12 protein-coding genes are annotated in these 13968 nt (G+C 64.6%); 11 read left to right on the top strand and 1 reads right to left on the bottom strand.

What is annotated here, in order from left to right:
* Nucleotides 1–60: 60 nt before the first annotated feature.
* The 6 genes from KCG88_RS04960 (at nt 61) to KCG88_RS04935 (ending at nt 7065) form a co-directional block, all read left to right on the top strand.
* Nucleotides 61–987, top strand: coding sequence for a sugar ABC transporter permease (locus KCG88_RS04960; RefSeq protein WP_210711878.1), 927 nt, complete (start codon nt 61–63; stop codon nt 985–987).
* A gap of 10 nt (nt 988–997) precedes the next feature.
* On the top strand, nt 998–1828 hold the full coding sequence (locus KCG88_RS04955) for a carbohydrate ABC transporter permease (protein WP_011061359.1): 831 nt from the start codon (nt 998–1000) through the stop codon (nt 1826–1828).
* Between the two features lie 23 nt (nt 1829–1851).
* Nucleotides 1852–2955, top strand: coding sequence for a sn-glycerol-3-phosphate ABC transporter ATP-binding protein UgpC (gene ugpC / locus KCG88_RS04950; RefSeq protein WP_210711877.1), 1104 nt, complete (start codon nt 1852–1854; stop codon nt 2953–2955).
* A gap of 16 nt (nt 2956–2971) precedes the next feature.
* Nucleotides 2972–4453 (top strand): mannitol dehydrogenase family protein, encoded by a 1482-nt coding sequence (locus tag KCG88_RS04945; protein WP_210711876.1) that lies wholly within the window; start codon nt 2972–2974, stop codon nt 4451–4453.
* 163 nt (nt 4454–4616) lie between these two features.
* The gene (gene xylB / locus KCG88_RS04940) at nt 4617–6113 is read left to right on the top strand and encodes a xylulokinase (protein WP_210711875.1); all 1497 of its coding nucleotides are present in this window, start codon (nt 4617–4619) and stop codon (nt 6111–6113) included.
* Between the two features lie 13 nt (nt 6114–6126).
* Nucleotides 6127–7065, top strand: a complete 939-nt coding sequence (locus KCG88_RS04935) for a carbohydrate kinase (RefSeq protein ID WP_047286621.1) — start codon at nt 6127–6129, stop codon at nt 7063–7065.
* 86 nt (nt 7066–7151) lie between these two features.
* Here the strand turns inward: KCG88_RS04935 and KCG88_RS04930 are convergent, their stop codons facing one another.
* Nucleotides 7152–8453 (bottom strand): OprD family porin, encoded by a 1302-nt coding sequence (locus tag KCG88_RS04930; RefSeq protein WP_047286623.1) that lies wholly within the window; start codon nt 8451–8453, stop codon nt 7152–7154.
* Nucleotides 8454–9096: 643 nt separating this feature from the next.
* Here KCG88_RS04930 and KCG88_RS04925 point away from each other — a divergent pair.
* From KCG88_RS04925 to KCG88_RS04905, 5 genes are read left to right on the top strand one after another with little or no spacing between them, the layout of a single operon-like run.
* Nucleotides 9097–10449: a UDP-glucose/GDP-mannose dehydrogenase family protein gene (locus tag KCG88_RS04925; protein WP_047286728.1), complete on the top strand. Its 1353-nt coding sequence runs from the start codon at nt 9097–9099 to the stop codon at nt 10447–10449.
* A complete protein-coding gene (locus KCG88_RS04920; RefSeq protein WP_047286625.1) occupies nt 10446–11465 on the top strand; it encodes an NAD-dependent epimerase in 1020 nt (339 codons plus the stop codon). The genes KCG88_RS04925 and KCG88_RS04920 overlap by 4 nt, the downstream gene beginning before the upstream one ends.
* A gap of 57 nt (nt 11466–11522) precedes the next feature.
* Nucleotides 11523–12275 carry a sugar transferase gene (locus KCG88_RS04915; RefSeq protein ID WP_047286628.1) on the top strand — a complete coding sequence of 251 codons (753 nt, stop codon included), beginning with the start codon at nt 11523–11525 and terminating at the stop codon, nt 12273–12275.
* 1 nt (nt 12276) lies between these two features.
* Complete coding sequence (locus KCG88_RS04910) at nt 12277–12921, top strand: CpsD/CapB family tyrosine-protein kinase (protein WP_047286629.1); 645 nt, start codon at nt 12277–12279, stop codon at nt 12919–12921.
* Between the two features lie 22 nt (nt 12922–12943).
* On the top strand, nt 12944–13963 hold the full coding sequence (locus KCG88_RS04905) for a polysaccharide biosynthesis/export family protein (protein WP_047336867.1): 1020 nt from the start codon (nt 12944–12946) through the stop codon (nt 13961–13963).
* The last annotated feature ends 5 nt before the right edge of the window (nt 13964–13968 follow it).

Below are 13968 nucleotides of genomic sequence, written 5' to 3'. Positions count from 1 at the left end.
GGCAGCCCGGCCGTGCCAGCGCCGTGTCGCGCCCCCTGTACCCAACTGGTTGTGAACCTTATGAATACCTCGACTGCCAAGCTGCATGTGCAACCGCAGGCGGCGCCTCGCGAAAGCCGCCTGGCCAACCCCGGCTGGTTCCTGGTCAGCCCCTCGGTGGCGCTGTTGCTGCTGTGGATGATCGTGCCCCTGGGCATGACCCTGTACTTTTCACTGATCCGCTACAACCTGCTGTACCCCGGCGAGAACCAGTTCGTCGGCCTGGAGAACTTCAGCTACTTCCTCAGTGATTCGGGCTTCGTGCCCGGGGCCACCAACACCCTGTTGCTGGTGGGCAGCGTATTGCTGATCAGCGTGGTGTTCGGGGTACTGATCAGCGCCCTGCTGGAGGCCAGCGAGTTCCTCGGCCGGGGCATCGTCCGGGTGCTGCTGATCTCGCCGTTCTTCATCATGCCCACGGTGGGTGCGCTGATCTGGAAAAACCTGATCTTCCACCCGGTGTCGGGGCTCCTCGCCGCGCTGTGGAAACTGTTCGGCGCCCAGCCGGTGGACTGGCTGGCGCACTACCCGCTGCTGTCGATCATCATCATCGTCTCCTGGCAGTGGCTGCCGTTCGCCATCCTGATCCTGATGACCGCCATGCAGTCCCTGGACCAGGAACAGAAAGAAGCCGCGCGCCTCGACGGTGCCGGGCCCGTCGCCATCTTCTGGCACCTGACCCTGCCGCACCTGGCTCGGCCGATTGCCGTGGTGGTGATGATCGAGACCATCTTCCTGCTGTCGGTGTTCGCCGAGATCTTCACCACCACCAACGGCGGCCCGGGCTATGCCTCCACCAACCTGGCGTACCTGATCTACAACCAGGCCCTGGTGCAGTTCGACGTCGGCATGGCGTCGGCCGGTGGGCTGATCGCCGTGGTCATCGCCAACATCGCCGCGATCATCCTGGTGCGGATGATCGGCAAGAACCTGACTGACCAGAGCTGAGGTGGCCGCCATGACCCTGCAACAATCCCGACGCCTGCAAAGCCTGCTACTGGGCACCCTGGCCTGGGCCATCGCGATCCTGATCTTCTTCCCGATCTTCTGGATGGTGCTGACCAGCTTCAAGAGCGAGATCGACGCCTTTGCCACGCCGCCGCAATTCATCTTCACGCCAACGCTCGAGAACTACCTGCACATCAACGAGCGCAGCAACTACCTGGCCTTCGCCTGGAACTCGGTAGTGATTTCCTTCAGCGCGACCGCCCTGTGCCTGCTGATCGCGGTGCCGGCGGCCTACTCCATGGCCTTCTTTGAAACCCGCAACACCAAGCGCACCCTGCTGTGGATGCTCTCCACCAAGATGCTGCCGCCGGTGGGCGTGCTGATGCCCATCTACCTGCTGGCCAAGAGTTTCGGCCTGCTGGATACGCGCATCGCGCTGATCGTGATCTACACCCTGATCAACCTGCCGATCGTGGTGTGGATGGTTTACACCTACTTCAAGGACATCCCCCGGGACATCCTCGAAGCCGCCCGCCTGGACGGCGCCACACTGGCCCAGGAAATGCTGCGGGTGCTGATGCCCATCGCCAAGGGTGGCCTGGCCTCCACTGCACTGCTGTCGCTGATCCTGTGCTGGAACGAGGCCTTCTGGTCACTGAACCTGACCTCTTCCAACGCCGCCCCGCTGACCGCGCTGATCGCCTCCTACTCCAGCCCCGAAGGGCTGTTCTGGGCCAAGCTCTCGGCGGTCTCGACCCTGGCCTGCGCGCCGATCCTGATCTTCGGCTGGATCAGCCAGAAGCAATTGGTGCGCGGCCTGTCCTTTGGCGCGGTGAAGTAACTCTGAAATTGCGGAGACATCCCATGGCTCACCTGAAAATCAACAACCTGCAAAAAGGCTTCGAAGGCTTCGACATCATCAAGGGCATCGACCTTGAGGTGAACGACAAGGAGTTCGTGGTCTTCGTCGGCCCCTCGGGCTGCGGCAAGTCCACCCTGCTGCGGCTGATCGCCGGGCTGGAGGAAGTCAGCGGCGGCAGCATCGAGCTGGACGGTCGCGACATCACCGAAGTCAGCCCGGCCAAGCGCGACCTGGCCATGGTGTTCCAGACCTACGCCTTGTACCCGCACATGAGCGTGCGCAAGAACATGTCCTTCGCCCTGGACCTGGCGGGGGTCGACAAGGCCCTGGTGCAGCAGAAGGTCGACGAGGCGGCGCGCATCCTGGAACTGGGGCCGATGCTCGAACGCAAGCCCAAGCAGCTGTCCGGCGGCCAGCGCCAGCGCGTGGCCATTGGCCGGGCCATTGTGCGCAACCCGAAAATCTTCCTGTTCGACGAACCGCTGTCCAACCTCGATGCCGCCCTGAGGGTGCAGATGCGCCTGGAGCTGGCGCGCCTGCACAAGGAACTGCAGGCCACCATGATCTACGTGACCCACGACCAGGTAGAAGCCATGACCCTGGCAGACAAGGTGGTGGTGCTCAATGGTGGCCGGGTGGAACAGGTGGGCTCGCCCCTGGAGCTCTACCATCGTCCGGCCAACCTGTTTGTCGCAGGCTTTCTCGGCACGCCGAAGATGGGCTTTCTCAAGGGCCGCATCAGCCACGTCGACGGCCAGGGCTGCGAGGTCCAGCTGGATGCCGGGGCACGCCTGCGCCTGGAGCAGAGCGGTGCGCAACTGAGCCCGGGCAGCGAGGTGACCCTGGGCATCCGCCCCGAGCATCTGGAGCTGGGCGAGCCCGGCCCGGGCAGCCTGGCAGTCACCAGCGACGTGGCCGAGCGCCTGGGCAGCGACACCTTCTGCCATGTTCGCAGCCGTTGCGGTGAAGCCCTGACCTTGCGTATCCGCGGTGACCTGGCGAGCCGCTACGGCGAACAGCTGCACCTGCACCTGGCCCCCCAGCACTGCCATCTATTCGATGCCCAGGGGGTCGCCGTGTCCCGCCCCCTGCGCGCCGCCGCCTGACCCCAGAGAACCCTGCATGAAACTCAAACGCTTGAACCTCAGCCAACTGCCGCCCCAGGTGCGGGTACCCGCCTACACCGTCACTGCCACCCGCCAGGGCATCGCGCACATTGGCGTCGGAGGCTTTCACCGGGCCCACCAGGCCTATTACACCGATGCCCTGATGAACCTGGGCCAGGGCCTGGACTGGAGCATCTGCGGGGTCGGCCTGCGCTCCGAAGACCGCCGCGCGCGGGACGATCTGGCCGGCCAGGACTACCTCTACACCCTGTACGAGCTGGGCGATGGCGACGGCCACGAGGTGCGGGTGATCGGCGCCATCAGCCAGATGCTGCTGGCCGAGGACAACGCCCAGGCACTGATCGACAAGCTGGCCAGCCCGGAGATCCGCATCGTCTCCCTGACCATCACCGAGGGCGGCTACTGCATCGACGACAGCACGGGCGAGTTCATGCTGCACCTGCCGCAGATCCAGCACGACCTGGCCCATCCGCAACAGCCGCGCACGGTATTCGGCTTTCTCTGCGCGGCCCTGGCCCGGCGCCGGGCGGCGGGGGTCCCGGCCTTTACCCTGATGTCTTGTGACAACCTGCCCCACAACGGCGCGGTGACCCGCAAGGCGCTGCTGGCCTTCGCCGCCCGCCGCGACGCCGACCTGCATGACTGGATCGAGCGCCACGTGAGCTTTCCCAACGCCATGGTCGACCGCATCACCCCCATGACCAGCACCGCCCACCGCCTGCAACTGCACGATGAGCACGGCATCGACGATGCCTGGCCGGTCGTCTGCGAGCCCTTTGTGCAATGGGTCCTGGAAGACAAGTTCTGCAACGGCCGGCCGGCCTGGGAACAGGTCGGCGTGCAGTTCACCGACGACGTCACGCCCTATGAGGAGATGAAGATCAAGCTGCTCAACGGCAGCCACCTGGCCCTGACCTACCTGGGCTTTCTCAAGGGCTACCGCTTCGTCCACGAAACCATGAACGACCCGCTGTTCGTCGCCTACATGCGCGCCTACATGGACCTGGACGTCACCCCGCAACTGGCGCCGGTACCGGGCATTGACCTGACGGCCTACAAGGACACCCTGGTCCAGCGCTTCTCCAACCAGGCGATCGCCGACCAGCTGGAGCGGGTGTGCAGCGACGGTTCGTCGAAGTTTCCCAAGTTCACCGTGCCTACCATCAACCGGTTGATCGCCGATGGCCGTGATACCGAGCGTGCCGCCCTGGTGGTGGCGGCCTGGGCCCTGTACCTCAAGGGCGTGGACGAGAATGGCCTGAGCTACCGGGTTCCCGACCCACGGGCCGAGTTCTGCCAGGCCCTGGTGGCCGACGATACCTTGCTGACCCAGCGTTTGCTGGCGGTGGAAGAAATCTTCGGCTCGGCGATTCCCCACTCCAGTGCATTTGTCGAGGCCTTCGAGCGCTGCTTCAACAGCTTGCGCGAACATGGCGTGAGCAAGACGCTGGAGCGGTTGTTGGCCAGGCCTGTGTAGCCGCTGCCGCAGGCCGCGAACGGCCTGGGCGGCGCTGCGTCGAAGGAGATGCGGCGGTTCGGCTGGAGATCACCAGGCAAGGCCCTGCTGGCCTTCGCGCAGCCTCGCCTCAGGCTCGGCAGCGGCTACAGCTCGACAGTAATCAACCACACCAGGAGCGACGATGACTCAAACCGCGCTTTTTCTCGGCCTCGATTGCGGCACCCAGGGCACCAAGGCGCTGATCCTCGACAGCCTGAGCGGCACCGTCCTGGGCCGGGGCGCTGCGCCCCACAGCCTGATCAGCGGCGCCAATGGCTGCCGCGAACAGGACCCCGCGCAGTGGCTGCAAGCCTGCACCAGCGCCACCCGGCAGGCCTTGCAGGCGGCCGGGGTGGATGGCCGACAGGTGCTCGGTGTCGGGGTTGGCGCTCAGCAGCACGGTCTGGTGCTGCTGGATGACCAGGGTCAGGTGCTGCGCCCGGCCAAGCTGTGGTGCGATACCCAAAGCAGCGCTGAAAACCAGCGCCTGCTGGACTGGCTGGGGGGCACCCAGGGCTCCCTGGAGCGCCTGGGGCTGGCCATTGCCCCGGGCTACACGGTGTCGAAGCTGCTCTGGACCCGGGAGCAGCACCCGGAACTGTTCCAGCGCATTGCGCATATCCTGCTGCCCCACGACTACCTCAATTTCTGGCTGACCGGGCGCTGCTGCAGCGAGTACGGCGATGCCTCGGGCAGTGGCTATTTCGATGTGCGCAGGCGCGACTGGGACCGCGCCCTGCTGGCTCATATCGACCCCAGCGGGCGCCTGGAGCGGGCCTTGCCGCCGTTGCTCGAAGCGCACCAGCCTGTGGGCCGGATCCTTGGGCCGGTCGCCCGGCAACTGGGGATCAGCGCGGATGCCTGGGTGGCCAGCGGCGGTGGCGACAACATGCTGGGGGCCATCGGCACCGGCAATATCCAGCCCGGAATCATCACCATGAGCCTGGGCTCTTCCGGCACCGTGTATGCCTACGCCGAGCGCCCGCTGATCAGCCCCGAGCCTTCAGTGGCCACCTTCTGTTCGTCCAGCGGTGGCTGGCTGCCGCTGATCTGCACCATGAACCTGACCAACGCCACCACCCTGGTGCGCGAACTGCTGGGCCTGGACCTGGCCGCTTTCAACCAGCGGCTGGAGCAGGCCCCCATCGGGGCCGAGGGGCTGTGCCTGCTGCCGTTCTTCAACGGCGAGCGAGTGCCCGTCCTGCCCCAGGCCCAGGGCAGCCTGCACGGCATGACCCTGGACAACCTGACCCCGGCCAACCTGTGCCGCGCGGTGGTGGAAGGCACCACCTTCGGTTTGCGTTACGGCCTGGACCTGTTGCGCGCAGCCGGCCTGCACAGCCAGAGCATCCGGCTGATCGGCGGCGGTGCGAAAAGTCTGCTGTGGCGGCAGATGGTCGCCGATATCATGCACGCCCCGGTGATCTGCCCCCGGGAGGCCGAAGCCGCCGCCTTGGGCGCGGCGATCCAGGCAGCCTGGTGCCATGGCCGGCAGGACGATCCGGACCTGGACCTGCAACAACTCTGCGAGCGCTGCGTGCGCCTCGACCCGGGCAGCGAAACCCAGCCCCGGGCCGAACACGTGGCGGCCTACGAACCGGTGTACCAGCGCTATCGACAGCAGCTGGCAAGCCTTTGAAGAGCGAATGACTATGTATCTGGTGTGTGGCGAAGCGCTGTTCGACTTTTTCAGCGCAGATGAGGCCGGGGCCCCGGCCAGTAAAGTGACGTTCCAGGCGATCGCCGGGGGCTCGCCGTTCAACGTGGCAGTGGGCCTGCGCCGCCTGGGCGTCGATGTCGCCCTGCTGGCCGGGCTGTCCCGGGACTACCTGGGCCAGCGCCTGCGGCGGGTGCTGGAAAACGAAGGCGTGGACACCCGCTACCTGCGGGAATTCGACGCCCCGACCACTCTGGCCATGGTGGCCGTGGGCGCCGATGGCTCGCCCCACTACAGCTTCCGCGGCGAGGGCTGTGCCGATCGCCAGTTGCAAGAAGAGCACCTGCCGCAGCTCGACGCACAGGTGCGCGGGCTGCATATCGGCTCGTTTGCCTTGGTGGTGCAGCCGATTGCCGATACCTTGCTGGCCCTGGTGCGCCGTGAGCGCGGGCAGCGGCTGATCAGCCTGGACCCCAACGTACGGCTCAACCCGCAGCCGGATATCCAGCTGTGGCGCCAGCGCATCGCCGAACTGGCCGGCCATGCCGACCTGATCAAGGTCAGCGACGAAGACCTGGCCCAGCTGTACCCCGGGCAGGCGCCCGAAACGCTGATCCAGGGTTGGCTGCAAGGCAATGCCCGGCTGGTGTTCCTGACCCGTGGCAGCCAGGGCGCGACGGTGTTCAGCCGTGGGCATGGCAGCTGGTCGGTGGACGCACCCCGGGTGGAGGTTGCCGACACCGTAGGTGCCGGAGATACCTTCCAGGCCGCGCTGATCACCTGGCTGACCGAACAGGGCCTGGATTCCCCCCAGGGCCTTGAACAGCTCGATCGCGAACAGACCGACGCCCTGCTGCGTTTCGCCGTCAACGCCGCGGCCCAGACCTGCACCCGCACCGGCCCGGACCTGCCGTACCGCCATCAACTCCCGTAGCCGCCGGCTTGCCGGCGAAGAGCCCCGCAAGCCTTGCGCAATTGCGGGTACCGCCTTCGCTGGCCAGCTTCTACGAGGGTCGTCGGTCAGAGCAGCGAGAAGTTGTAGCTGACGATCAGGCGGGTTTCGTCCATGTCGCGGGCGATCTTCTGGTAGTTGCTGCGGTAGGTGGCGTTGCGCAGGCGCAGGCTCACGTCCTTGAAGGTGCCGCTCTGCACCACGTACTTGAGCTCGCTGTCGCGCTCCCATTCGCGGCCTTCGCGCAGGCTGCCCGGGACCTTGATGTGGTCGCCGCTGACGTAGCGGGTCAGGAAGCTCAAGCCATTGAGGCCAATGGCCTTGAAGTCGTAGTCATAGCGCAGTTGCCAGGAACGCTCCTGGATCGCGGCGAAGTCGTTGACCTGCACGTAGTTCACCAGGTACGGGTTGCTGCCATCCAGGTAAGGCATGGAGTTGTCGCCGTACATGCGCTGCCAGCCGGCACTGAACACGTGCCCAGCCACGCTGTAGCCGAGCATGGTGCTCAGGGCGCGGTTGTCGATACCGCCGGCGCGCTCGGCGCCGGTGTCGGCACTCTTGAGCAAGCGCAGGTCGCCTTTGAGCACGCCGGGCCCCAGGGGCTGGTTGGCCAGCAGGCCGACAAAATGCTGACGGTAGATGTCTTCCAGCTCGGCGTAGTGGTACTGGCCGGTCAGGCGGTCGTTGAACTTGTAGTCCACCCCATAGGTGTCGAAGTGATCCGCCGTGGTGTTGCAGGCGTAGCGCTTGTTCTTGCAGTGCACGCGGATGTCCTGGGCATCGCTGGAGTCCCGCGCGGTGTAGCGGTTCAAGCGGGCCGCGGTCAGGGTCAGGTCCTTGACCTCCCGGGAAGTCAGCACCGCGCCGTTGAACATGGTGGGCAGCAGGCGCCCGTCGTTGTACTTGAGCAGTGGCAGGTCCGGCAACTGGGCGCCGTACTTGAATACTGTCTGCGAGACCCGGACCTTGGCGGTCAACCCCAGCTTGGCGTACTGGTCCGCCGAGCCCCGCGGGTCGTGACCGCTGGAGGGCAGCAGGCCGCTGTTGCTGCGGTCGGGGCTGGAATCGAGCTTGATCCCCAGCATGCCCAGGGCGTCCAGGCCGAACCCCACGGTGCCCTCGGTGTAGCCCGATTGCAGGTTGAGAATAAAGCCCTGGGCCGATTCTTCACGCTTGGACGCGCCCTGGTCAGTGCTGGTGTGGCCGTCGCGAAAGTCCCGGTTGAAGTAGATCGTGCGCGATTCCAGCTTGGCGCTGCTGTCTTCGAAAAAACCCGCCGCATTGGCCAGGGGGGCAAAACCCACGCACAGCACGGCAGCGCCGAGGCCCAGCAACGGGCACGGATTGAGTAAAGGGAAAGGGGGACGCATGAACAGGCTCCAGCAGCAAATCAGTGACGCGAGGTAAAGAAAAGACCCAGGTGAAATTCATCCAGCGAATCTGTGATCGCCAGCTGAATTGATTGAATCAATGAAGACCGGCAATGATGGCAGATAGCCCCTACCCTCCCAACCCGACTTTAGTCTGACGCCCGCCTGGTCGTAACCGGCGCTACCCATCCCGCCTCGCCAGCCATAATTTTGAAAAAACCGATCAATTTCAACAGTTTTCAAGCTGCAGCAAAGCGTCAAAAAAACCGTCCGACTGCTCAGTTTCGCCTTCGGAACCCTCGTGGCCGTAGCAGGTAATGGCAAAAAGGCATTAGCTTTTCGTCTCACCACACTACCGTTCGTCGGTTTTTTCAGTCATTTATTAACAAAAAACAACTATTTGACGCTTTCCATGATGACCATCATCAACAGCATTAAGTATCTGTTTTAAAACGATATTTAATGTATCGGAAAATAAATAAAACGCGACTGTCATTTATGTAACACGGGAAAACGTCAATTAAACGTCTTGTCGTTATGGTAGTGTCAAAAAAAGAGCGTGATAGCGGCAATGTGCCATACGCTTTTTCAGAAGGTGAGGACCACCCTCACCCCTACACTCATCATGGACGAGGTCGTTCCCTTGGAAGTCAGCGTTTTTGGTACTGGCTATGTTGGCCTGGTGCAAGCCGTTGCCCTGGCCGATGTCGGGCATAACGTGGTCTGTGTCGATATCGACAGCCACAAGATCGCCCAGCTGCAACGTTCTATTCCGCCGATTCACGAGCCGGGTCTGGCGACCCTGATCGAAGAGAATCAAAAGGCCGGCCGACTGCACTTCACCACCCAGGCCAGCGATGCAGTGGGCCACGGCAAGGTGATTTTCATCGCGGTCGGCACCCCCTCCAACGAAGACGGCTCCGCCGACCTCGACCATGTCCTGGCGGTGGCGCGCAACATTGCCTGCCTGATGTTCAGCGACAAGACCCTGGTGATCAAATCCACGGTGCCGGTGGGCACCGCCGATCTGGTGATCGAGACGGTTGCCGAACAATTGGCGGACCTGGGCAAATCCGAACTGCGGGTGCACGTGGTCTCCAACCCGGAGTTCCTCAAGGAGGGCTCGGCCGTAGCCGACTGCATGCGCCCGGACCGGATCATCGTCGGTTGCGCCGACGACCTGCCCCGCCAGCAGTTGAGCGAGCTCTACGCGCCCTTCAACCACAACCATGACCGCCTGATGTTCATGGACAACCGCAGCGCCGAGCTGGTCAAGTACGCGGCCAACGCGATGCTCGCCACCCGCATCAGCTTCATGAACGAGATGGCCAACCTGGCGGAACGCCTGGGGGTGGACATCAATGCGGTGCGCAAGGGCATCGGTGCCGACCCGCGCATCGGCTACCACTTCATCTACCCCGGCGCCGGCTTCGGCGGCTCGTGCTTTCCCAAGGACCTGCGGGCGCTGATCCACACCGCAGAAAGCCACGGGCTGGAGCCGCACATGCTCAAGACCGTGCGCGACGTCAATGAGCAGCAGCGCCATGTGCTGTTTCGCAAGCTCAAGGCGCACCTGGGGGACAACCTGCAGGGCAAGGTCATCGCGCTCTGGGGCCTGGCCTTCAAGCCCAACACCGACGACATGCGCGAAGCCACCAGCCGCTACCTGATGCAGGCACTGTGGGAGGCCGGGGCCAAGGTCCAGGCCTACGACCCGGAAGCCATGACCGAATGCCGGCGCCTGTACGGCTACCGCGATGACCTGCAGCTGTGCGCCACCCGCGACGACACCCTGCAAGGCGCCGACGCGCTGGTGATCTGCACCGAATGGAAGGCCTTTCGCGTGGTGGACTTCACACTGCTGCGCGAGACCCTCAGGGAACGCCTGGTGGTCGACGGCCGTAACCTCTACAACCCGCAACAGGCAGCGGATGCCGGCTTGCATTACCTGAGCATCGGCCTGCCCTACCGTGTACCGGAGGCGCTGCGCGCATGAATATCCTGATCACCGGGGCCGCCGGATTCATCGGCGCCCATACCGCACTGCGTTTGCTCAAGGATGGGCACCAGGTCACCGGGCTGGATAATTTCAACGACTACTACGACCCCCAGCTCAAGCGCGACCGAGTGCGCTGGGTGGAACGCCAGGTAGGGCACTTTCCCCTGCAGCGCCTGGACCTGGCCGACAGCGAGGGCCTGGAGCGTCTGTTCGCCGAAGTGCGGCCCCAGGTGGTGATCAACCTCGCCGCCCAGGCCGGGGTGCGCTATTCCCTGGAAAACCCCAAGGCCTACCTGGACAGCAACCTCAGCGGTTTCCTCAACCTGCTGGAGATGTGCCGGCGCTACCCGGTGCAGCACCTGATCTACGCCTCGTCCAGTTCGGTGTACGGGGCCAACCAGCAGACCCCGTACAAGGTCAGTGACAACGTCGACCACCCGCTGTCGCTGTATGCGGCCAGCAAGAAAGCCAACGAACTGATGGCCCACAGCTACAGCCACCTGTTCGGCGTGCCCGCCACCGGCCTGCGCTTCTTCACGGTGTACGGCCCCTGGGGCCGGCCCGACATGTCGCCGATCCTGTTCGCCGACGCCATCAGCCAGGGCCGGCCGCTGAAGCTGTTCAACTACGGCATGCACCAGCGCGACTTCACCTATATCGACGACATTGTCGAATCCCTGGTGCGCCTGCTGGGCAAGCCGCCGGTGCGCGATCCGCTGTGGGACCGGGAACAGCCGGACCCGTCCACCAGCATGGCGCCCTGGCGCCTGTTCAACATCGGCGGCCAGCGCCCGGTGGAGCTCAAGGACTACGTGGCGACCCTGGAAAAGCTCCTCGGCCACAAGGCCCAGGTGCAATACCTGCCGCTGCAGCCCGGCGATGTGCTCAACACCTGCGCGGATGTCAGCGCCCTGGAAAACCTCACCGGTTTCGGCCCCCAGGTGCCCCTGGAGGAAGGTCTGCGCGAGTTCGTCCAGTGGTACCTGAGCTACTACCCGGGCGCGGCGTCCTGAGCCGCGACAGCCGAACGTTTTTACCCAACCCCTGCAATGGAAGTATTCCCGGTGGATATGGATAGATCTCTCTCATCGCCCGCAACCGAGGTGCCCGCCCCGCTGCACATCGACCGGCGCAACGATCCGTTCCGACGCAAGGTCCAGGCCGCCATCGACCTGCAACAGCACGGCTGGATCACCGGCCGCGACGGCGGGCGGCCCTGGACCCTGTCGCGCAGCAAGCGCCTGACCTCGGCGCTTTTGGCCGCGGTGCTGCTGGTGCTGCTGTCGCCGGTGCTGCTGGCCGTGGCCCTGCTGATCAAGCTCACCAGCCCCGGCCCGGTGTTCTTCGTGCAGTTGCGCACCGGTTTTCGCGGCCGGCGCTTCGGCATGTACAAATTCCGCACCATGGTGGTCAACGCCGAGGCCCTGAAGGATTCGGTGCGCCACCTGAACAAGCACGGCGCCGACTCGGTGGATTTCAAGATCGACCGCGACCCGCGGATCACCGGAATCGGCGGCTTCCTGCGCCGTACCAGCCTCGACGAACTGCCCAACCTGATCAACGTGGTGCTCGGCCAGATGCGCATCGTCGGCCCGCGCCCCACCTCGTTCCATGCCCAGACCTACAAGGAACACCACCTTGGCCGCCTGAGCATCTACCCGGGGATCACCGGCCTGTGGCAGGTGTCCGGGCGCAGCGACGTGGATTTCGACGGCCGCGTGACCCTCGACATGACCTACATCTTCCAGCAGAGCCCCTGGCTCGACCTGAAGATCCTGATCAAAACCCCTTTCAAGGTCCTCAATGGCCATGGAGCAAGTTGAAATGGCGGCAGCAACCTTTGCCAGTCTGAAGATCCAGAACCCCAGCGAAAGCAACCTGGCGGTGACCGTACTCGACCAGGAGCTGCGGGTCATCCTGCTGACCGCGGCCAACCGCAACAGCGGTATCACCAGCAGCAGCCTGAGCATGGCCAGCGAGCTGGCGCGTACCAGCCGTGGCCGGGTACTGCTGGTGGACACCAGCCTTTCGGACAACAGCCTGACCCGGCGCCTGGACCTGGGCGAACGCCAGGGCTTTCTCGATCTGGCCCTGGCCGATACCCCGCCGCTGCTGGCGCAGTGCATCCAAAGCAGCGAAGAACTGGGCTTCGACTTCCTGCCCCTGGGTCGCCGCCAGCAATACGCCGAGCGCCTGACCCCGGAACTGCTGCAGGAACTGTTGCAGGTCCTGGCCGCGGACTATCGCTTCGTGATCATCGACGGCGACCCGGTCTACAGCAGCGGCGACATCCTCACCCTGGCCACCCAGGTGGACGGCGTGGTGCTGGTGGTGCGCAGCGAGGAAACCCGCTGGGAAGTGGCCCAGGCCGCGGCGCAGCGCTTGATCCAGGCCGAGGCCAAGTTGATCGGCAGCGTGTTCAACGCCCGCAAGTACTACATGCCCAAGTGGGTTTATGACCGTCTCTGACCGGCACAAGGACCGTGTAACCATGAACAAGCCAAGACTTTCCCTGCTGAGCCTGTCACTGCTGCTGGCCCTGGGCGGCTGCGTCAATCGCGAGCCGCAGCAGATGCCGGTGCAGATCCTCAGCGCCCCGGCCGACCAGGCCCAGCTCACCGAGGTGGTGCCCATCGAGCAGGTACTGCGGCCCCAGGACGTGCTGGATGTGATCTTCCATATCGGCACCACCAGCCAGCAGCGCTACCTCGTGCAGCCTGGCGACCAGGTGGATGTGACCTTCCTCACCGCTCCGGAACTGGGCGGCAGCAAGCTGGTGCTGCCCGACGGCAGTATCGACATGCCCTACGTGGGCAACATCCAGGTTGCCGGGCTCACCGCCGAACAAGCGCGCCAGGCCCTGGAAACCCAGTACGCCAAGGTGCTGAAGAAGCCGCAGATCAACTTTTCGATCTCCCACGCCATGGCCCAGCTGGACAACCTGCGTACCAGCCTGACCAACCCGGCCACCGGGCTTAGCCGCGAGATCGTCGTGGGCTCCGACGGCCGCGCCAGCTTCCCGCTGCTGGGCAGCCTGTCGTTGCAGGGCAAGAGCCTCAGCGAGCTGCAGACCCTGATCAACCAGCGCTATGCCAAGGAAGTGGGCTCGGTGAGCGTCGATGTGCTGCTCAAGACCACCGCCGCCAACGAAGTGTTCGTCATGGGCGAAGTCGGCCAGCCCGGGGCCTACCCGATCCGCCGGCCGATTTCGGTGCTTGAGGCCCTGACCCTGGCCAAGGGCGCCGGCCCCACTGCACGCCTGGATTCGGTGGTGATCATGCGGCGCAAGGGCAACCAGGTCGAAGCCCGGGTCTACGACGCCGACGCGGCGCTGGACGGCAAGGCCCTGCAATTCGCCTACCTGCAGCCCGACGACATGCTCTACGTGCCCAAGACCCGCCTGGCCAAGGCCGGCGCCCTGAGCAAGCAGCTGGCGGACGTGATCATGTTCCAGGGTGTCGGGTTCAGCTTCGGCTACCGCGTCGACAACAAAGAAACGAACAACAACTGAGTTCC

This window comes from Pseudomonas sp. MWU349, from assembly GCF_017947325.1.
Classification (GTDB): Bacteria; Pseudomonadota; Gammaproteobacteria; order Pseudomonadales; family Pseudomonadaceae; genus Aquipseudomonas; species Aquipseudomonas protegens.
Note: the sequence above shows the minus strand (reverse complement) of the source record. Positions and strands in the feature narration are given on the sequence as shown.

What these genes read in the sequence shown, in the direction of transcription:
- KCG88_RS04960 (WP_210711878.1), top strand. Translation starts at nt 61, where the DNA reads ATGAATACCTCGACTGCCAAGCTGCATGTGCAACCGCAGGCGGCGCCT.
- KCG88_RS04955 (WP_011061359.1), top strand. Translation starts at nt 998, where the DNA reads ATGACCCTGCAACAATCCCGACGCCTGCAAAGCCTGCTACTGGGCACC.
- ugpC (WP_210711877.1), top strand. Translation starts at nt 1,852, where the DNA reads ATGGCTCACCTGAAAATCAACAACCTGCAAAAAGGCTTCGAAGGCTTC.
- KCG88_RS04945 (WP_210711876.1), top strand. Translation starts at nt 2,972, where the DNA reads ATGAAACTCAAACGCTTGAACCTCAGCCAACTGCCGCCCCAGGTGCGG.
- xylB (WP_210711875.1), top strand. Translation starts at nt 4,617, where the DNA reads ATGACTCAAACCGCGCTTTTTCTCGGCCTCGATTGCGGCACCCAGGGC.
- KCG88_RS04935 (WP_047286621.1), top strand. Translation starts at nt 6,127, where the DNA reads ATGTATCTGGTGTGTGGCGAAGCGCTGTTCGACTTTTTCAGCGCAGAT.
- KCG88_RS04930 (WP_047286623.1), bottom strand. Translation starts at nt 8,453, where the DNA reads ATGCGTCCCCCTTTCCCTTTACTCAATCCGTGCCCGTTGCTGGGCCTC.
- KCG88_RS04920 (WP_047286625.1), top strand. Translation starts at nt 10,446, where the DNA reads ATGAATATCCTGATCACCGGGGCCGCCGGATTCATCGGCGCCCATACC.
- KCG88_RS04915 (WP_047286628.1), top strand. Translation starts at nt 11,523, where the DNA reads ATGGATAGATCTCTCTCATCGCCCGCAACCGAGGTGCCCGCCCCGCTG.
- KCG88_RS04910 (WP_047286629.1), top strand. Translation starts at nt 12,277, where the DNA reads ATGGCGGCAGCAACCTTTGCCAGTCTGAAGATCCAGAACCCCAGCGAA.
- KCG88_RS04905 (WP_047336867.1), top strand. Translation starts at nt 12,944, where the DNA reads ATGAACAAGCCAAGACTTTCCCTGCTGAGCCTGTCACTGCTGCTGGCC.